14 protein-coding genes and 1 riboswitch are annotated in these 20,957 nt (G+C 33.1%); of the genes, 12 read left to right on the top strand and 2 right to left on the bottom strand.

Translation table 11 applies throughout. The features are described from left to right. Nucleotides 1-188: 188 nt before the first annotated feature. From IR010_RS16645 to IR010_RS16625, 5 genes are all read left to right on the top strand, one after another. Nucleotides 189-1,328, top strand: a complete 1,140-nt coding sequence (locus tag IR010_RS16645; RefSeq protein ID WP_194605498.1) for a glycosyltransferase — start codon at nucleotides 189-191, stop codon at nucleotides 1,326-1,328. Then, nucleotides 1,325-2,464: a UDP-galactopyranose mutase gene (gene glf, locus IR010_RS16640; protein WP_194605495.1), complete on the top strand. Its 1,140-nt coding sequence runs from the start codon at nucleotides 1,325-1,327 to the stop codon at nucleotides 2,462-2,464. The genes IR010_RS16645 and glf overlap by 4 nt, the downstream gene beginning before the upstream one ends. Continuing rightward, a complete protein-coding gene (locus IR010_RS16635) occupies nucleotides 2,465-3,607 on the top strand; it encodes a hypothetical protein (RefSeq protein WP_194605492.1) in 1,143 nt (380 codons plus the stop codon). A 20-nt stretch (nucleotides 3,608-3,627) separates the two neighbouring features. Next, a complete protein-coding gene (locus IR010_RS16630) occupies nucleotides 3,628-4,071 on the top strand; it encodes an adenylyltransferase/cytidyltransferase family protein (protein ID WP_029272513.1) in 444 nt (147 codons plus the stop codon). A 63-nt stretch (nucleotides 4,072-4,134) separates the two neighbouring features. Next, on the top strand, nucleotides 4,135-4,566 hold the full coding sequence (locus tag IR010_RS16625) for a hypothetical protein (protein WP_194605489.1): 432 nt from the start codon (nucleotides 4,135-4,137) through the stop codon (nucleotides 4,564-4,566). Nucleotides 4,567-4,608: 42 nt separating this feature from the next. On the opposite strand, the gene IR010_RS16620 is transcribed toward IR010_RS16625, so the two are convergent. Continuing rightward, a complete protein-coding gene (locus IR010_RS16620) occupies nucleotides 4,609-6,105 on the bottom strand; it encodes an aminotransferase class V-fold PLP-dependent enzyme (RefSeq protein WP_194569553.1) in 1,497 nt (498 codons plus the stop codon). Between the two features lie 56 nt (nucleotides 6,106-6,161). Further along, nucleotides 6,162-7,151: a TlpA disulfide reductase family protein gene (locus IR010_RS16615; protein WP_194569555.1), complete on the bottom strand. Its 990-nt coding sequence runs from the start codon at nucleotides 7,149-7,151 to the stop codon at nucleotides 6,162-6,164. Between the two features lie 292 nt (nucleotides 7,152-7,443). Further along, nucleotides 7,444-7,543, bottom strand: a riboswitch (SAM riboswitch). A gap of 527 nt (nucleotides 7,544-8,070) precedes the next feature. On the opposite strand from IR010_RS16615, the gene IR010_RS16610 reads away from it, so the two are divergent. From IR010_RS16610 to IR010_RS16580, 7 genes are all read left to right on the top strand, one after another. Further along, a complete protein-coding gene (locus tag IR010_RS16610) occupies nucleotides 8,071-8,673 on the top strand; it encodes an RNA polymerase sigma factor (protein ID WP_194605486.1) in 603 nt (200 codons plus the stop codon). A gap of 192 nt (nucleotides 8,674-8,865) precedes the next feature. Beyond that, nucleotides 8,866-9,909: a FecR family protein gene (locus IR010_RS16605; RefSeq protein WP_194605482.1), complete on the top strand. Its 1,044-nt coding sequence runs from the start codon at nucleotides 8,866-8,868 to the stop codon at nucleotides 9,907-9,909. Between the two features lie 213 nt (nucleotides 9,910-10,122). After that, the gene (locus IR010_RS16600; RefSeq protein ID WP_194605479.1) at nucleotides 10,123-13,443 is read left to right on the top strand and encodes a TonB-dependent receptor; all 3,321 of its coding nucleotides are present in this window, start codon (nucleotides 10,123-10,125) and stop codon (nucleotides 13,441-13,443) included. Nucleotides 13,444-13,454: 11 nt separating this feature from the next. Next, the gene (locus IR010_RS16595) at nucleotides 13,455-14,819 is read left to right on the top strand and encodes a RagB/SusD family nutrient uptake outer membrane protein (protein WP_194569564.1); all 1,365 of its coding nucleotides are present in this window, start codon (nucleotides 13,455-13,457) and stop codon (nucleotides 14,817-14,819) included. 68 nt (nucleotides 14,820-14,887) lie between these two features. After that, nucleotides 14,888-15,835, top strand: a complete 948-nt coding sequence (locus tag IR010_RS16590) for an ABC transporter ATP-binding protein (protein ID WP_194605476.1) — start codon at nucleotides 14,888-14,890, stop codon at nucleotides 15,833-15,835. Nucleotides 15,836-15,845: 10 nt separating this feature from the next. Then, a complete protein-coding gene (locus tag IR010_RS16585) occupies nucleotides 15,846-18,107 on the top strand; it encodes a Gldg family protein (RefSeq protein ID WP_194605473.1) in 2,262 nt (753 codons plus the stop codon). A gap of 11 nt (nucleotides 18,108-18,118) precedes the next feature. Further along, on the top strand, nucleotides 18,119-20,938 hold the full coding sequence (locus IR010_RS16580; protein ID WP_194605470.1) for a M16 family metallopeptidase: 2,820 nt from the start codon (nucleotides 18,119-18,121) through the stop codon (nucleotides 20,936-20,938). The last annotated feature ends 19 nt before the right edge of the window (nucleotides 20,939-20,957 follow it).

The raw sequence follows: 20,957 nt of genomic DNA, 5'->3' as shown, positions 1-20,957 counted from the left end.
GATTACATTATTTAAACCTTTAGTAATCAGGAGTTAACAATGTATTAATTCTATAACAAACTTAGATAATCATATAATTTAATAGTGTATATCCTATCTACTTTTGGTTAGCTTTTTCTAATAGTTAATCAGAACTAACTAAAGCTAATTATCTAAAACCCTTATTCTAATCAAACAAATAGAATGTCATGCTAACAAATTTAAAAGACCCAAAAAAAAATGAAAACAAAATAGTTTCTGCAAATAATGAAACTGCTCAAAATTACGATATGATCGTTTTTTGCCACTTAAGATGGCAATTTGTTTATCAGCGCCCGCAGCATATTATCAGCAGAATGTCAGATAATATGAAAGTTTTATTGATTGAGGAACCAATAAGCTATGACAGCAAAGAAGAAAATACTGCAAATCTTACTGTTGTAAATGACAATCTTCATGTTTTACAGCCAAAAGTAAAAGACATCGAATCGATTGCTAAAATATTGCCTGACTATATAAAAAACAGTAATCCAAGTATTGGATGGTTTTATTCGGCTTCGTTTACTCCTTTATTAGATTTCTTTGAATTCGAAACTGTAGTTTATGATTGTATGGATGAACTTTCATTGTTTAAAGGTGCTCCAGAGTATTTAATTCATCAGGAAAAATACCTAATGGCTAATGCTGATATCGTATTTACAGGAGGAAAATCGTTATACGAATCTAAAAAACAATCGCACTCTAATGTATATTGTTTTCCGAGTTCTGTTGACGAAAAACATTTTGCACAAGCGTTAAACGGAATCGAAATTCCACAAGACATTGCAAATATTGACACCCCTATTGTAGGTTATTTTGGAGTTATAGATGAACGTATTGATTTGAAATTAATAGAAGAAACAGCAAAAAAACTGCCTAAAGTTTTCTTCGTAATGATTGGCCCGCTAGCTAAAATTGACGAATCTGATCTTCCAAGAGAAGAAAATATTTATTATTTGGGAATGAAATCTTACAATGAATTGCCAAACTATTTAAAAGCTTTTGACATTGCTATGATGCCTTTTGCTATAAATGATGCTACAAAATACATCAGCCCAACCAAAACATTAGAATATATGGCGGCTGGAAAACCTATTATATCTACAAAAATTCACGATGTCGAACGCGATTACAGCAATTGTGTAAGCCTTGTAGAAAATGCGGACAAATTTACTGATGCAATTACTTCTTTATTTGATAAAAGAGCCACTTCATCCTTGCAGGCAAAATATCATGAAATACTAAAAAACACTTCATGGGATGCTACTGCAGAAAAAATGCAATCCATTATTAAAGAATTTACAAAATGAAGCATATAAACATACTAATAATCGGAGCCGGCATATCTGGTGCCGTTCTTGCAGAAAAATACGCCTCAATAGGCAAAAAAGTTTTAATTATTGAAAAACGAAATCACATTGCAGGAAACTGCTATGATTATATTGATGACAATGGCATTTTGGTCTCAAAATATGGAGCTCATTTGTTTCATACCAATGAAGAATCGGTTTGGGAATATGTCAACCAATTTTCAGAATGGTATCCTTGGGAACATAAAGTAATTGCAAGAGTTGATGAAAAAACTGTTCCGATTCCGGTAAACATTACCACTGTAAACCAATTGTTTGAAACCAAAATCGAGTCTGAAGAAGAGATGGGAAATTGGCTTGAACAAAACCGAACTCCTATCGAAAAACCTTCAAATGGCGAAGAAGCAGTTTTAAATCGTGTTGGCCCTGTACTTTATGAAAAAATGTTTAAGCATTACACCAAAAAACAATGGGACAAATATCCTGCTGAATTAGATGCTTCTGTTTTAGAACGTATTCCTGTTCGTCATAATTACGATGACCGTTATTTTTCTGACAAATATCAGGCTTTGCCAAAAGGCGGCTACACACAATTATTCGAAAACATATTGAGCCATCCAAACATTGAAATTTTACTGGAAACCGATTATTTTGATGTAAAAGAGGAATATAAAGGCTACGAAAAATTATTTTATACCGGACCTGTTGATCGCTTTTTTGATTTTAAGCACAGTATGACAGAAAAATTAGAATACCGTTCTATCAATTTTGTTAGTGAAACTTTTGATGCGGCATTATTTCAGGAAAATTCAGTTGTTAATTATCCTGGAACCGAAGTTGATTTTACCAGAATAATCGAGTATAAACATTTTGGAAATCAAGTTTCAGACAAAACAACTGTCGTAAGAGAATTTACGGTAGATGAAGGAGAACCTTATTACCCTGTTCCGAATCCGCGAAATCAAGAAATTTACGCAAAATACAAAGCTGAGGCTGAAAAACTAATTGATGTTCATTTCGTTGGAAGATTGGCTAACTATAAATATTTCAACATGGATCAAGCGTTTAAAAATGCACTGGATCTTTTTGATACTCTTGAGAATAAAAATAAAGTGAATTATAAAACTGCTGGCTAAATGAAACTTTTTAACACCTTTTTCATGGGAGGTTTTGAATGCGCAGATCATATTAATAGATCTGGCGAAAGAATAAATCTTCTTAAAGAAACACAGCACGATACTCGCGTATACGAAGACTATGAAGCGTTGTATGCTATTGGAATAAAAACAGTACGTGAAGGAATTTGCTGGAGTGAAGTCGAAAAATCTCCTGGTTTTTTTGACTTCACTGAAGTGTATAACCGTATGAAAGCGGCTGAAGAAATAGGTATTCAGCAAATCTGGGATTTGATTCACTTTGGTTACCCTGACGATATTTACCCAACGCATCCGCATTTTTGTGACCGATTTACCGCCTTGTGTGTTGCTTTTGCTTCTTTTTATAATGAAAATTCCATTCAAGAATTATATGTAGTGCCAATTAATGAAATCAGCTTTTTGTCTTGGCATTCTGGCGATGTTCGGGGTACTGTACCATTTGCCGTAAATAGTGGATGGGATATTAAATATCATTTGTGTAAAGCGGCTATTTCTGGAATTAAAGCCTTAAAAACTGTTGATCCTGAATGTGTAATTATTTTGGTAGAACCGTTAGTGAAAATTCATGCGAATGAACAGGAAAATTTGGATATATCTGAATTAAATGAACATCAATTTCAGGCGATGGATATTATTGCCGGAAGAATGTGTCCTGAACTTGGCGGATCTGAAGATTATCTGGATATTTTGGGTTTTAATTATTATTGGAACTGCCAATGGATAGCCAATAGTGAACCGCTGGATTGGCCAGACACAGAACAAAAAAGAACACCACTTTCTGAGTTGCTGCAAGCGGCACATGAAAGATACAAAAAGCCGATTTTTATTTCTGAAACAGGTCATTTTGGCTCAGGTCGAGTAGAATGGATTGAAGAGATTATAAGTCAATCTTTAATTGCCAAAGAAAACGGAGTTGATTTAAACGGTATTTGTATTTACCCAGTTACAGACAGGCCAGATTGGGATAATTTAGAAAGCTACTCTAACTGTGGAATTTTTGATTTGGATGCAAATGGCGAAAGAATTGCTCATCACGAATATTTAGAAGTTATTAAAAATGCAACATCAAAATTTAAAAACACGACCAAAATCATGGATTTTGTACTCAACCTTTTTAGATAATCAATTTAATGAGATGTAAAATGAAACTAAAGAAAACTAAAACCGGAATTACATTCAGTGCTTTCGACTTGCTTCATGCAGGCCATGTGCGTATGCTTGAGGAAGCAAAAATGCATTGTGATTATCTAATCGTAGGTTTGCAAACCGACCCTACGATAGACCGTCCTGAAAAAAACAAACCAACACAATCTGTTGTAGAAAGATACATTCAGCTTAAAGCTTGTAAATTTGTAGATGAAATTATTCCATATACGACAGAACAAGATCTCGAAGATATTCTTCAGGCTTTGCCTATTGATGTTCGTATTTTAGGCGATGAATATAAAGATGTAAGCTTTACAGGAAGAAGCTATTGCGAAAAGATGAATATTAAATTGATTTTTAATCAAAGAAATCATCGATTTTCTAGTAGCGGTCTTCGAAAAGAAGTATACCAGCTGGAGAGCTTAAAACTTGTTAAATAAATCGAACTAAAAAATTAAACTCAACAATAGGTTGACAAACTTATTTATTAAAAAAACATTATTATGAGCACTATTGAAACTTCTAAAACTCAAAATTTCTTCAGGATATTGCTGGGAATTTTTATGATAACTGCCGCAATTGGACATTTTACTTTTCAAAGAGATGATTTTCAAGCTCAGGTTCCAAATTGGATTCCTTTGGATAAAGATCTTGTTGTAATCCTCTCTGGAATTGTAGAAATTATTCTCGGAATTGGAATGATTTTTTTAACCAAATACAAAATAGAATTTGGAATAGCACTGGCTGTTTTTTATGTTTTGGTTTTTCCAGGCAATATTGCTCAATATCTAAATGGAACTGATGCCTTTGGACTAGATACAGACCAATCTCGATTTATTAGATTGTGTTTTCAGCCTGTTTTAATATTTTTAGCATTGTGGTCAACAGGGGCACTTTCTTATCTTTCAAAAAAGACCAATCGTTATATGTTGTAAAAAATTTGTTCTTGATGATCTATTTGTTAATTGGTTTAAGCATTACAGCTTAAACCATTCTTTAACATCTTCTGCAATATTTTCTTGTTCAATACTGCTTTCATATTCATTTGTAGAAGGATTATAACGATAATCTTTTTGCCATTCTTTATGATTTGAAACTACTTTTTTAATCGCTTCGCAAATAAACAAAACTTCTTCATTTGTCATAATCGGATGCAATGACAAACGCACCCATCCTGGCTTATTGGTTTGATTTCTCTGAAGAAGTTCATTTGTTATTATTTCAGATTTTTTCTGATCAATATCAAATAAATAATGTGCATACGTACTTGCACACGACCACCCTCCACGTACCTGAATTCCGAATCTATCATTTAAAAGTCTGACAATTAAGTTATAGTGAATATTTTCGACTATAAAAGAAATACAGCCAATTCGCTCTGTTTCCAAATCACCTAAAAGAGACAAACCCTCTACTTTCTGCAATTCTTCATAACAAAGATCAAGTAATTCTTTGTCTCTTTTTTTTATATTATGAACTCCCATTTTATCTTTAAGTTCTAAAGACAAGGCTGTTCTTATTACTTGCAAAAAACCAGGCGTACCGCCATCTTCTTTAACTTCTATAACATCACTGTAATAATAACCTCCCCACGGATTTGTGCATTTTACATTTCCTCCGCCAGGATTATCAGGATAAGTAGATTTATATAATTGTTCATTAAAAACCAAAATACCGCAAGTTCCGGGACCTCCTAAAAATTTATGCGGAGAAAAGAAAACAGCATCTAATTGTTCTTCTGGATCGTCAGGATGCATATTTATTGCTACATACGGAGCAGAAGCAGCAAAATCTACAAAGCAAAAACCTCCATTTTCGTGCATTACTTTTGCCAGTTCATGATAAGGTGTAATGATTCCTGTAACATTCGAGCAAGCAGTAAAAGAACCAATTTTTAAAGGTCTGTCTGCGTATTTTTTTATGATTTCTGATAGTATTTTAGGGTCGGCCAAATTGTCTTCATTTGGAGGTAAAATCACAACATCGGCAATTGTTTCGTACCAAGAAACCTGATTCGAATGATGCTCCATATGCGTAATAAAAACAACTGGACGCTCATTTTCATTTTTTGTTTTCTCGTTTTCAGTAGTATCAGTTTTTCTTAAACAAATGTAGCGCTGCAGTTTAGACAAAGCCGCCGTCATTCCTGTTCCTGTAGTTACCAAAACATCAGTTGCATTGGCATTTACATGTTTTTTGATTAGTTCTCTCGCATGCTGATAAGCATACGTTGAAGTTTTTCCGGTTTGACTCGAAAATGAATGCGTATTGGCAATCATCGGACCTATTTTAGTCAGCATGATATCTTCAATCGGACCATATAATCTGCCGCTCGCAACCCAATCTGCATACAGTAATTTTTGCTTGCCGTAAACCGATTTAAAAGTATGATTAACTCCAATTGTATTTGCTCTAAATTTAGAAAAATAACATTCTAATTCTATTTGTTGTGTTTCTGTCTCAATCGCATTCATTTCCTTATCATTTAAATTTTAATCTATTTTTCTCTTAGAAAATTTCCTTTTTATGATTAAACCTTTTTATTTAAAAGTGCTTTAAGTGTAGTTTGAAGTTCCTCTCCGCGAAGATTTCTTGCTACAATAATTCCTTTTGAATCGATTAAATAATTAGCCGGAATTGCTCTTACACCATATAATTTAGCGATTGTGCTGTTCCAAAAGGTTAATTCAGAAACCTGAATCCAGTTTAAACCATCATCCTGAATTCCTTTTACCCAGTTTTCTTTCTTTTTATCCAAAGAAACGCCCACAATATTGAATCCTTTGTCGTGAAATTCTTTGTAAGCAGCTACAATATTTGGATTTTCTTTTCGGCATGGTCCACACCATGAAGCCCAAAAATCGATTAAAGTATAGCCTTTTAAATTTTCAGAAAGCTGAACTGATTTTCCTTCAGGATTCTTACCTGTAAAATCTGGTGCTTTTTTGCCAATCTGTAATCCGTTTAAAACCGTTACAAGTTCTTTTAGTTCTTTCACGTAAGTGGTATTTTGCTGGCTTTTATCAAGCAAAGCTATATTTGCCAAAATTTGATCTGGTGTTAATCTGTACGACCAATTTCGATATAAAACATAGGCAGAAACAATAGAATTTGGATGCTCTGTAATAAATTTGCTGATTTCGATGTCATTCTCTTTTCTATAAGCATCGAATAATTCCTGAGAAACTGATCCCTCAACCACAGAAGCGCTGTAATATTTCTTTGGACTTAATTTTACGGTAATTGGACCTTTTTCTAAGAAAATATAAAATGGCGAATTTTCTGTATTAACACTTAAACCATAAAGTTCTGGAGTTTTTACTTTTGTTTTGAAAGCAAATTTCCCGTCTACAACTTTTACTGAATCTATCGTAGTAAACATTTTGTTGTGGAATTTTTGCAGGTAAACATAATTTGCTACTGTATCTATAACAGTTCCTTTTAATTGTAAATTATTTTCTTGCGCCTGAGTTTGGGTAAAGCCAAGAAATAAAGCAAAACCGATTAGTATCTTTTTCATTTGGTTTGGATTTTAAATTGAATTTTAAGTATAATTTGTTGTCGTTTAGTTTAAAATTGGACAAAAAAATTCTTCTGTCACTTTTGGAATGGCTTTTATCAAATGTTGTAAAAACAGAAAAAAGGGGATTAAAAATTATCAGCTTCACATTCGGAAAACTATGAGTTTGTTTTCTGTGAATGATAGTTTAGTGTGTTCGGGACTAGCTTGTAAAAATAATGGCTCATTCTTCATCTTAATTGTAAAAGTTTTAAATAATTAATGAGCTTATTCAGATTTTCTTAGGAAATCGTTCTTATCTGTCCGCCAAAGCGGAAGGATTTAGCACCTTATTTGGCAACAGGTTGCTAAGACTTCATAGGGCCTACTCCCTCAGTCTTTCTGGATAAGTCATGCAAAATTTTCTTTGCTGATGCAAATATATACAAATTCTACAGAATTAGTATAGTTTAAAAAAGTTTTTTTTTAAAATTTTAAAAATAAAATCTTAAAAGAACTTTATAGACTTAATATCAATAAATTAAATCACTGAACAATTAAGTATTATTAAATAAACTGTTCATCTTATTAACTTTCAAATGTAAATTAGATTCTAAATCATTTTTAAATTACAATGTCAGAGATAAAAAACTTGAATCATTTTATAAATATCCTTCAAAAAACGATTAATTTAAAACTCTAACTTGTTGTTTTTCTCAACTAAAACAAGAGTTAACTTACAATTCAATAATGTAAACTTAAAACAGAGTTAATCACAATTTAAATCTTATTTAATATTACAATAGTTATTTTTTAAATACTCCAATAATCAGAGTCATAAATTATCAAAATAGCATTTCTGAAGTTGTTGATAGATAGTTATTGTTGAAGTCTCAAAAAAAATAAATAATATTGCTAAATTGAATAAAACGTTTATAGTATGTCAATTAATTCCAGTTCAGAGCAAAATAAACTTCTCTATGAATTATCTCAAGGGAGCGAGCTGGCGTTTACACAATTGTACAATCAATATAAAAACATTGTTTTTTCAACAGCTTTAAAAATTACAAAATCTAAAATTTTGGCAGAAGAAGCTGTACAAGATGTATTTTTAAAAATTTGGCAAAATCATGAAAACCTTGCCGAAATAGCCAGCATCGAAAATTATCTTTTTATTGTATCTCGAAATCATATTTTCGATATGATTAAAAAAATAGCTAGAGAAACTTCCTTAATTTCTGAAATTGAACACATTAATACTTCTTCAAACGATACTGATACGATTATAAAAGACGATCAGTATAATGTTATTTTAAATCAAATTGTAGAACAGCTTCCTTTCCAACAGCAAAAAATTTACAAAATGGCCAAGTGGGATGGACTAAGTCACCAAAAAATTGGAGAAGATTTAGGAATTTCTACAGAAACGGTAAAAAAACATATGGCGTTGGCATTAAAATTTGTGCGTCATAAAATTTCGCCTTACATGAATATGTTTATGTCGATTCTTTTGTTTTTGATGCTTTATATTCTTCTTCCATAAGCAAGGAACTATACCTAAATTTATTTTTTTTTACATTTTTTTCACTTTCGATTACTCCCTCCCTATTTTTCAATCGTCATTATAATAAAGATCATTATTTATTTAGGCTACCCCTAAATTTAATATGGCTCTTTCAAAAAATAAAGCCCCCAAGCTTACCATAAATTAGTATTAACTCACATTTATAAATAAATGGAAAAAAAAGTATTTGAAGAATTATTTGAAAATTACCTTCAAAATAATCTCTCTGAGGCAGAAGAAAAAAAACTGATGGAGATTATTCAAGAGGGAATTTACGATGATTTCATAAAAGAAAAAATTCAGCTGTTATTGAAAGAAAACGATAATGTGGAATTAGATAAACAAAAGGGAGACGATATCCTTCAATTTATCCTTTCGCAATCTGAATCTGATATAAAAACTAAAGTTATTCCGATTTCAAGAAAAGAAAATTCGAGAAAAATTAGACGTGCCTTAATTGCAATCGCAGCAACTGTTCTTATATTTTTTGCTGTTAAAAACGCTTTAGTTTATAACCAAAAAACAGTTCCTGTTATAACAAAAGGAAATGAGACTGAAGAAGTAAATCCAGTTTTGGCGTATCACGGAAAACAGCTTATACATTTGCCAGATGGAAGTACCATACTTTTAAACGACAACAGCAGCATCGAATACAACCAAAATGAATTTGATACTAAAACTCGAGAAGTGACATTATCAGGAGAAGCTTATTTTGATATTCAAAGAAATGAGAAAAAACCTTTTATCGTTCATACTGGAAAAGTAAGAACGCAAGTTTTAGGAACTGCATTTAATATTAAAGCCAAAAGCAATACCGATGAAGTTGAGGTTACTGTAGAACGCGGTAAAGTTCAGGTTGGCGATCTTAAAAAAGTATATGGCGTAATTACTCCTAATCAGCAGATTAAGGTAAATACAAATACGCTTGTGTACGAACAAAACCAAGTGAATGCTGTCATTGTGATGGAATGGAAAAGCAAATACTTAATTCTCGACAACATCAACATGGAAGAGGCAATTTCGCTTATTTCTCAAAAATATAAAGTGCCAATTACATTATCTAACGAAAAAATTAAAAATTGCAGAATTACGGCAAGTTTTCTTAATGATGAAGATCTTGATCACATCTTAAAAGTAATCTGCAGCGTTATCGAAACTGAATATCGTTATACCGAAAATGGCGCAGTTGTTCTGAAAGGAAACGGCTGTGAATAATAAAAATAGATAAAAAATATTAACCTAAAAAAACTAGCCTATAAACTAAACAAAAAAAAGCCATCTAGCTCCTACACCAGATGGCCACGATTCTTAATAATTAATTCCAGTAACCATTAAAAAACATGCAAATTTATGAAATTACGCTGTAAAACAACCACGTTTGATAGGGAAAAGAACACTTCTTTGTTTCGCCTATCAAAAAAAACAATTATGATCATGCGAATCAGCTTATTCCACATCTTTTTACTGACCTGTGGTACTCATATGGTCTTTGCCACCGAAATGAGCGGACAGAATTTAGAATCTATATCTGTAGATATTGAACTTCATAATCAGGATATCAAGACTCTTTTTAAAACGATCGAAAATAAAACTGGATTGCTGTTTGCTTATCAGCCACAAATCATAAAAGATTTTCCTAAAATTACTACACCAAGAGGACGCAGAACTGTTAGTGATATCTTAGACGCTGTACTTCAAGGCACTAATTTGGTCTACAAACAAGTAGATAAAAATGTTGTGATTTACAAAAAAGAAGTTGCTAAAACTGCTCCAACAGTTTCAAAAACAGAAAATTCAAATGAAGTTGATTATTCGCTTGTTGGTAAAATTTTAGATGAAAACGGATTGCCTTTGCCCGGCGTAAGCGTTGCGCTTGTTGGTGGCAACAAACAAGGAATATCTGATTTTGACGGACAGTTTTATATTAATTTGCCGAAAGGAAAACATGTCTTAAAAGTATCTTATATTGGATATAAAACCCAAGAAGTTACGGTTGAAAATCAAACTTCAATAACAATCAAAATGCAGCCCGATTTAGCAAAATTAGATGAGGTTGTCATTATTGGATACGGAACCACTACAAAAAGAACTTCTACAGGATCTGTTGTAAAAATTACTGCTGAAGATATTGAAAAACAGCCTATAACAAACATTCTTCAGAGTTTGCAGGGAAGAACTCCCGGAGTTTTTGTAACGCAGACTTCTGGCTATGCAGGAAGCAATATGAATATCAGTATTCGTGGTACAAACTCTATTGCAGGAGACAACTTGCCATTATATGTAATTGATGGCGTTCCTTATATCGGCGACGATATCAAAGAGCAGGTTCAATCAGACCGAGTAATTAGAGGCGCTCAAAAATCAACCAGCCCTTTAAATATTATTAATCCAAATGATATCGAAAGCATCGAAATTCTTAAAGATGCAGATGCAACTGCAATTTACGGATCGAGAGGTGCAAATGGTGTTGTACTTATTACGACTAAAAAAGGAGAATCTGGAAAAACTGTATTTACTGTAAATACAAATTCTGGAATTTCAGAAGTAGCACATATGGTAAAAACTTTAGATACTCCTACTTATCTAAACATGCTTCAAACAGCATTAACCAATGGCAAAGCGACACCAAGTGCTTTTAGTAACGGCATCGCCTTAACCGCTTTTGACCAAAATGCTTACACAAACTGGCAACAGAAATTAATAGGCGGTTCGGCTGATTTTAATGATTTTTCAGCAAGTTTAAAAGGCGGCAGCGATAATACCAATTTTCTTTTAAGCAGTGCTTACCATAAAGAAACTACTGTTTTGCCGGGAGATTTTGGTTATAATAAATTTTCTACTAATTTTAATATCAACCATTATACTTTAAATAAAAAGCTGAAATTAGGAGCTTCAGTATTATTTGCGACTGATGAAAATAAATTGCCTTATTACGATATTACCAATTATGCTATTAATACTGCTCCAAATCACCCGATTTACAATTCCGACGGAAGCTATTATTGGTCGCCAACATATTTTAGCGATGTAAACCCAATTGCTGCTTTAGACAGGAGAGTTGAAGATAAAGGAAACAATTTAATTACAAGCTTCAGCGTTCAGTTTGAAATTGCAAAAGGCTTATCTTTTAAAACAGACTTAGGATACGGAAGAGCGCAAATGACGTCAAAACAAATTTTGCCGGCATCTGGAATGAATAATGTTTATTATACGGCCAATAACATTTCGCTAAATACTTCAAGATCGTACACCGTTTCAATTAATAATACTAATAATTTTAGTATTGATCCTCAATTAAATTATTCTACTCCGTTATGGAAAGGTAATCTTACGGCTTTAGTAGGTGGATCTTGGCAGAACAGAAAATCTGAAATGCCTTCGTATGTAAATACGTCAGGGTATAGCTCTGACAATCTTATAGGTATTACAGGAACTGCAACGACAGCAACGATTTACAATGGTTCATCTGAATATAAATATGCTTCTCTTTTTAGCAGAGTAAATTATAATATTTTAAACAAATATATTCTGAATGTAAATTATCGAAGAGATGGATCATCACGTTTTGGCGCCAACAACCGCTACGGAAATTTTGGTTCTGTGGGAGGTGCATGGATTTTTACCGAAGAAGATTTCTTGAAAGGAGATTCTTGGACTTGGCTTAGTTTTGGTAAACTTCGTTCAAGCTACGGAGAAGTTGGAAGCGATGCTATTGGAGATTACGGATATGCTAACACTTACAGTACTTCAACGTATGGAATAGGAAACTCTGCTATGTCTGCAACTAGAATTGCTAATCCAAATTTTCAATGGGAAGTTACTAAGAAATTTGAAGCTGCAATTGACTTAAGTTTCCTTAACGATCGTATTTCATTCAGTGCGGCATATTACAGAAACGTTTCTGGAAATCAATTGGTAAGCGCAACTTTGAGCCCCCAAGCTGGATTTACTTCTTATCAAGCCAATTTAAATGCTGAAGTTGAAAATAAAGGAGTGGAATTTACATTAGGAACAACTAATATTCGTACGAAAAACCTAAGCTGGACAACTTCATTCAACATTTCTAAAAACTCGAATAAATTATTGTCATTTCCAGGTATAGAAACTTCTAGTTATTACACAACTTATGTAGTTGGAAATCCGTTAAGCAGCAGATATTTATACAATTTCACAGGCGTAAACGCAGCAGGAATAGCACAGTTTGAAGATGCGAACGGAGACGGAAAAATTTCAACAGGATTTGCTCAGACAGGAAATGGAGACAGAAAATATTATGGTCCGTCTTATCCTAAATATTATGGTGGAATCTCAAACTCGATTTCATACAAAGCATTTTCTCTTGACTTTTTATTTCAATTTGTTAAACAAGAAGGAAGAAGCCTGCTTTCGTCTATCGCCATACAGCCAGGATATCCTTATGGTTTAGCAAATTATCAAGTAGATGAATACAATGATTATATAGCTCAAGGAAATGTATTGAGTTCTGCTTACCAAGCTAGTTTCTCTAACTATGCAGGTTCTACGGCAACAATTGTAGATGCTTCTTATATTAAACTTAAAAATGTAAGCGCTACTTATAACATTCCGTTAGACCAAAGCACGCAAAAATTCATACAGAATATACGTCTTTCACTTCAAGGACAAAACTTAGTAACTTTTACAAAATACAAAGGATTTGATCCTGAAACGCAAGGTTTAAATTTGCCTCCGTTGCGTACGATCACACTTGGAACTCAGTTTACATTTTAAATCTAAAAGACATGAAAAACAATACTAAATACACTTATATATTTTCGTTTTTTCTTTTGATAGGATTAACGGGCTGTGATGATATGCTTGAAGTTGATCTTCCAAGCAACGAGTTATCTTCTGTAACTATTTATGCGTCTGATCCTACTGCAGAAGCTGCTGTAAACGGAATTTACAACAGTATGGTAACTTATGCTTTTTACGGTTCGCTGCACGCTGATTTTGGACAGACTTCAGACGAACTTATTCTAAAAACACAGCTTGCAAATGTTTATACCTCAAACGAAATCCCTGTAAATGATGGAGATACTGGCGCAATGTGGACAAGCTTTTACAAAACCATATTTAATGCAAACAGCGTTATAGAAGGAATAAGCGAAAGCAAAACACTAACAGCAAGCAAAACACCGCGTTGGATTGCTGAAGCAAAGTTTTTAAGAGCCTACTGCTATTTTTATATGACTAATATTTGGGGAGATGTACCTTTGGTTTTAACCACAAATGTAGATCAAACTTCTTTAGCGCCGAGAAACACTCAAGCTGAAATATACAACCAGATTGTTATTGATTTAACAGATGCTTCTAATGACCTTCCTGTTAATTACAGCAATTACAGTTCACAGCGTATTAGAGCTACAAAATGGGCAGCAGAAGCTTTATTGGCAAGAGTAAATCTTTATTTAGGAAAATGGACAGAAGCTTCTACTCACGCAAGTGCAGTAATCAGTCAAACTGCGACTTATAAAATGATTACTGGATTAACTTCAGTTAACAGTCCGTTTATTGCTGATAATAACGAAGCAATCTGGCAAATACCTTATTTTACAACAGCGTATTCGTATGAAGGTGCTGCATTATTTTCTACAGCAGGAACTTATTTGCTTCGAAAAGGAAATACACTTTTTGAAACAGGAGATGCCAGAAAAACAAACTGGACAATTAGTGTTGCGGCAAGTGACGGAGTCCTATATTTAGCACCTCGAAAATATAAAAATGCTTATGTAACAACTCCTGTAGAACGTTCAACTGTTATTCGATTGGCAGAACTTTATTTGATAAGAGCAGAAGCCAGAGTAAAATCAAATGATATTACAGGAGCACAGCAAGATATTAATGTGATTCGCAATAGAGCTTTATTGCCTTCAACTACCCTGACAGATCCTACGCAATTATTAGCTTTAATTGCTTTAGAAAGAGAACGCGAACTTTTTGCAGAGTTTGGCCACAGATGGTTCGATCTTAAAAGAACCGGAACAATAGACCAAGTATTGGGTGCAACTGCGGGAAAAACATGGACTTCTGCAGACAGCCTTTTCCCGATACCTGAAACGGCTATTCGCTCTAATCCCTTTTTGACTCAAAATTCAGGATATTAAATAATATTAAAATAAATACCCAAGAATGTTTTTCATTGAAAAGCATTCTTGAGGTTTTAAAATTCACTATGGAAACAACAATTGTAAGAGTTGAGGATTTGTCACATCAATACAGTAAGGATTGGGCAATACAAAATATAAGTTTTGAAATTAAAGAAAACAAAATTCTAGGTCTTTTAGGGTCTAACGGAGCGGGAAAATCAACTACAATGAATATCCTTTGCGGCGTATTAAACCAGACCAGCGGCAATATTTTTATTGATGGAATTAATCTAAAAGAAAACCCTGTTGAAGCTAAAAAATTAATTGGATTTTTACCGCAGACACCGCCTTTGCATTTAGACTTAACAGTAGATGAATATTTGATTCATTGCGCAGAATTAAGACATGTAAAAAAAGAAGATTTAAAAAATGCTTTAGAGAAGGCCAAAGAACAATGCGGTATTTCACATTTCAGCAACCGATTAATTCGCAACTTATCTGGAGGTTACAGACAACGTGTAGGTATTGCTCAAGCTATTATTCACGAACCTAAATTAGTAGTTTTAGATGAACCAACCAACGGACTTGACCCCAACCAGATTTTAGAAGTTAGAAAATTAATCAAAAAAATATCAAAAGATAAAGCCGTTATTTTTTCTTCTCATATTTTATCTGAAGTTCAGGCAACTTGCCAAGATATCAGAATGATTGAAAACGGACACATGGTTTTTGCCGATACACTTGATGCTTTCAATAATTATATCGAAGCAGATAAACTGACAGCAAGTTTTGAAAATCCGCCTGTCCTTACTGCTTTAACTGATATTGCTGAAGTTACAGCTGCTGTTTTTCTTACTCCAAAAAAAGTGCAGATTACTTTTACCGGAACTCAAGAAATTGCCGAAAAAATTGTTTCGCTAAGCGTACATAACAATTGGAAACTGCGCGAAATTCAATTCGAAAAAGTATCTCTGGATGAAATTTTCGCACAATTATCTAAAAAAGCTCCCTCTAAAAATTCTCCTACTTCTTAAAAATATAAAAATGAAAACAATATACAGAATAGCTAAAACAGAACTCAATACCATGTTTTATTCGCCCGTTGCGTGGGTTGTTTTAGTAATATTTTCAATCCAGTCAAGCTGGAAATTCTTTGACACGCTCGAACGATTTGAAAAAGGACAAAAAATAGGCCAGCATATGGACAATTTATCACAAATTCTGTTTTCTGGTTTCAGCGGCCTTTTTACAGAAATGCAAAATTATTTATACTTATATGTGCCGCTGTTAACAATGGGACTTATAAGCCGTGAAATTAACAGCGGATCTATCAAGCTTTTGCTTTCTTCCCCAATAAAGATAAAAGATATAGTTCTGGGTAAATTTCTAGCTATTGCAAGTTACTGCCTATTATTTATAGCAATATTAGGCATACTTGCAGGTGTAGCTTATTTTTCTATTGATAATTTAGATATCAAATTTGTTCTATCGGGTCTAATTGGCTTGTATTTACTGGTATGTACTTATGCGGCTATTGGCCTTTTTATGTCATGTCTGACTTCTTATCAGGTCGTAGCTGCCATAAGTACTTTAGTAGTTTTAGCTGGTTTAAATTTCATTGGTAAATTGTGGCAAGGAGTCGAATATGTAAAAGATATTACATATTTCCTTTCTATCTCCGGTCGCGCCAACGAAATGATAGAAGGTCTTATTGTAAGCAAAGACGTATTTTATTTTGTTTTAGTAAGCAGTCTTTTTATTGTTTTAAGTATCTATAAATTACAAACCGGAAGAGACGCACAAACAACTTCTACTAGAGTTCTAAAATATACTGTACTAGTAATTGTCGTTTTATCATTGGGCTACATTACGTCAAGAGCGCCATTATCAGTATACTTTGATATGACGAAAACTAAAAGCAGAACTTTGACAAAAAACAGTCTTGATGTTGTAGATAAGATAGATGGTCCAATAAAAATAACAACCTATGTTAATTTATTAGATATAAATTATTACATGGTAATGCCTTACTCTCAGAATCAGGACATTTCAAGTTTTGAAAAATATTCTCGCTTTTTGCCTCAAATGGAAATGGAATATGTGTATTATTATGATACTTCTAACAATGCTGCTTTATATGCTCAAAATCCGGGATTAAATGACAAACAGCTTGCTCAAAAAATGGTTGAAACACAAAATTTAAAGCTTAAAAAATTATACAGCCCAGCCGAAATAAGCAAAATTATAGATCTGAAACCAGAACAAAACAGAGTAGTCCGAACGGTTGAATACAACGGAAAAAAAACTTTTTTAAGAATGTTTGACGACATGTTTAAAATTCCCATGGAAAAAGAAATTTCTGCTGCTTTAAAACGTTTGGTTGTATCACCGCCCAAAATTGTATTTGCGACGGGAAACATGGAAAGAAGCGTTGACAAAAATGGAGACAAAAATTACAAAACAGGTTTTAATGAAGTTTCTTTCAGATATTCTATGATCAATCAAGGGTTCGATGTTTCGTCTGTAGATATTAATGCACAAAATATTCCGGACCAAACAACTATTTTAATTATTGCAGATCCAAAAACAGAGCTAAGCCAAGGTGCAATCGACAGAATCAACAAATACATCGACCAAGGAAAAAACTTAATGTTATTAGCTGAACCTGAAACAAATTCAACTTTGACAGCTGTTACAGATAAATTGGGACTTAGCTTTACAAGACAATCTTTAGTTCAGGAAAGCGGAGATAATTCACCAGATTATTTGGTAACTGAATTTGCCCAAAGTATCGATTCAGCTGTTATAAAATTAAATAAAACTAAAAATCCTATTCCATTTTTAGGAAGCAGCGGTATTAAAACAGCTAAAAATGCTGGTTTTACAGTAACACCATTATTAAAAACAAATAAACAACCAGCGTGGGAATCTCCAACCGGAATTAACACTATTTCAGCAGATTTGAAAAAGCAGTCTTCTTTTTCAGAAATGCCTCTTGCAGTCGCATTGACGAGAAACATCAACGGAAAATCTCAAAAAATAATTGTTTCAGGTGATGCTGATTTTATGGGTAATGCCGAGTTAAGCCGAGGCGGCTCAGGAACATTTCAGTTTGTTACAGATATTTTTACTTGGTTCAGCAATTATCAATTTCCAATTGACACAACACGTCCAGAAAATACCGACAATCATATTGCAGTAAATGCTAATCAAGTTTTCATTAGTAAGCTACTGTTCATAGGGTTATTTCCTATTTTGATTATATTAGGAGGTGCTTTTATATTGATCAGAAGAAACAGACGATAAAAAATAAAAAAATGCACAATACAACTAAAAAAAATATAGTAATTGGGATCATGCTCCTCTCCTTTCAAGGAGCATTTTCTCAATTTAAAACTACGCTTCCGTTAAATAAAAACGTGACCACCGGCAAACTTAAAAACGGATTAACGTATTACATCCTTAATAACGAAGAGCCTAAAGATCGTGCGAGTTTTTACTTTGTTCAAAATGTTGGAGCTATTTTAGAAGAAGACAATCAAAACGGATTGGCTCACTTTTTAGAACATATGGCTTTTAACGGCACTGAGCATTTTAAAGGAAAAGGAATTATTAAAATGCTGGAAAAAAATGGAGTAAGTTTTGGGAAAGACATTAACGCTTATACAGCTCAGGACGAGACAGTTTACAACATAAGTTCTGTTCCGGTAACCAATGAAAAGTTGATCGATTCTACACTTTGGGTTTTACATGATTGGTCTGGTTCTCTTTCTTTGACAAATGAAGAAATTGATGCAGAAAGAGGCGTAATTCGTGAAGAATGGAGAACGCGAAGAACAAGCGGGTTTCGTCTAAAAATGCAGACAGATCAAGTGTTATACAAAGGTTCTAAATACAGCAAAAGAGATGTTATTGGTGATCTGAATATCATCAATAATTTCAAATATCCTGAACTTAGAAATTATTACAAAAAGTGGTACCGTCCAGATTTACAAGCTGTAATTGTGGTTGGAGATGTTGATGTTAAAGTAATAGAGCAAAAAATAAAAGCAATTTTTTCTGGAATTCCCCTTGCAAAAAAAGCAGCTGCAAGAACCTATGCAAAAATTCCAAAACATGACGAATTGTATTTTGGAACCGCAACTGACAAAGAAGCTTCGTCAACAACAATTACATTGCAATATATTCTCGATGAACCTTTGGTAAAAGACAGTATCGTTACACGTAAAAATGTAATGAATTCTTTCTATACCAGTATTTTAAATAATCGTTTCAAAGAACTTATCTTAAAAAATAAAGGTTCAAGCTTGAATTTTAAAAGTTATTTCGAACCTATTTCAAGATTAAATACTTCGTTTAATATTTCGGCCTTAGCCAAAAAAGGAAAGACTTTAGAATCTTTTGAAGAAGCTTATACTGAAACCGAACGCTTGAAACGTTTTGGTGCCATACAAGCCGAATTAGACCGAACAAAAAAGCTTTTTATCAGTTCTTACGATGATTTTATAAATAATAAAGACAAAGTTGACAACGATACTTGGGCAGATAAATTGACGAATTATTTCTTAAAAGCAAAGCCTTTTTTAAAAGCAGAAGATGATTATAAATTAATTGTAGGCATCATAAAAAGTATTTCTTTGGAAGAATTAAACGCTTATGCGAAAACCATTCAAAAACCAACAAATCAGATCGTTTTGGTAACTGGATCAGATCAGGATCAGAATAATTTTCCGAATAAAGATGCCGTTGTTCAGGTGATGAAAAAGGTTGAAAGCATGAATTTAGAACCTTACACTAAAAAAGAAAACAACGCACCTTTAGTAGAAAAAGAACTAAAACCTGTTGCTGTTAAAAAAACATTTGATGTACCGGGAATTACAGAAGCAAAAGGTTACACGTTAGAAAATGGTGCCAATATCATTATTCTTCCAACGACTTATTCTCAAGATCAGATTGTTTTTTCTGCTTTTTCTAAAGGCGGTAAATCTTTGGTGAAAACAGAAGATTTAACTTCTGCCGAAATTGCGACAACAATTGCAAAATCGTCTGGACTTGGCAATTTTGATAATATTGGATTAAAAGAAAGACTTACCGGTAAAGTAGCACAGGCTTCTCCATTTATCGGAGAATTTACACAGGGATTTCAGGGAAGTTCGAATAAAGCTGATTTAGAAACCATGCTGCAATTGCTTTATCTTTCTTTTGAATCGCCACGTTTTGATCCTACTATTTTTAACATTTTAAAAGAGCAGTATAAAAATCGCTTGGAAAACATTAAAAAAGATAACGGAAGCGCTTTTAAAGACACTATTGATTTGGCAAATTCAAATCACAATCCTCGGACTTTTATCTTCAACGAAAAATTCCTTGAAACGATTGATTTGAAAAAAGCAGAAAATATATACCGTGACCGAATTAAAAATGCCGCTGCTTTTACTTTTGTTTTTGTTGGAAATATTCCAGAATCAGGATTAGGACTGATTCAAAAATATGTCGGAAATATAAAATCTGATTCTTTGTCAAAAGAAACTTTTATCGATTATAATATTGAACCTGCAAAGGGTAAAACAGTTGTTCATTTTAAACGTCCGATGGAAGTAGCTAAATCAACTGTTTACCTTCATTTGAAAGGGGAAATGGAATACAGCAAAGAAAATGCAGTTGGAATGTACATCATTGGCGAATTGCTGTCAAAACGTTTTCTACAGACAATTAGAGAAGAAGAAGGAGGCAGTTACGGCGTAAATGTTGCCGGAAATCTAGAACTGATTCCGAAATCGAATTTTGATCTTGCCTTGACTTTTGACTGCAATCCTGAAAAACAGGAAAAATTAATGCAGATTGTATGGAAAGAATTAAACGATTTAAAATCGAATCCAATCAATGTTAATGATTTAGAAGACATTAAAAAAGCACTTTTAAAAAATAGAGAAGAATCAATAAAAACAAATTCTTTCTGGATTTCAACTATTTACAACAGCAGTTTAAATCAGATTCCGTTTTCGACGGATGATGCATATAAAAATTTAATTTCTAAAATTGATCAAAAAACTATTCAGCAGTTAAGTAAGCACGTCTTGGATAGTTCTAGTAGCGTCGAAGTTATTATGAATCCGGAGAATTCTCCAGGAAAATAATACTTTAGTCTACATTTTT

The organism is Flavobacterium sp. MR2016-29, assembly GCF_015350695.1.
Lineage (GTDB): Bacteria > Bacteroidota > Bacteroidia > Flavobacteriales > Flavobacteriaceae > Flavobacterium.
The sequence above is the reverse complement of the archived record's forward strand: the minus strand, read 5'-3'. Positions and strand labels throughout refer to the sequence as shown.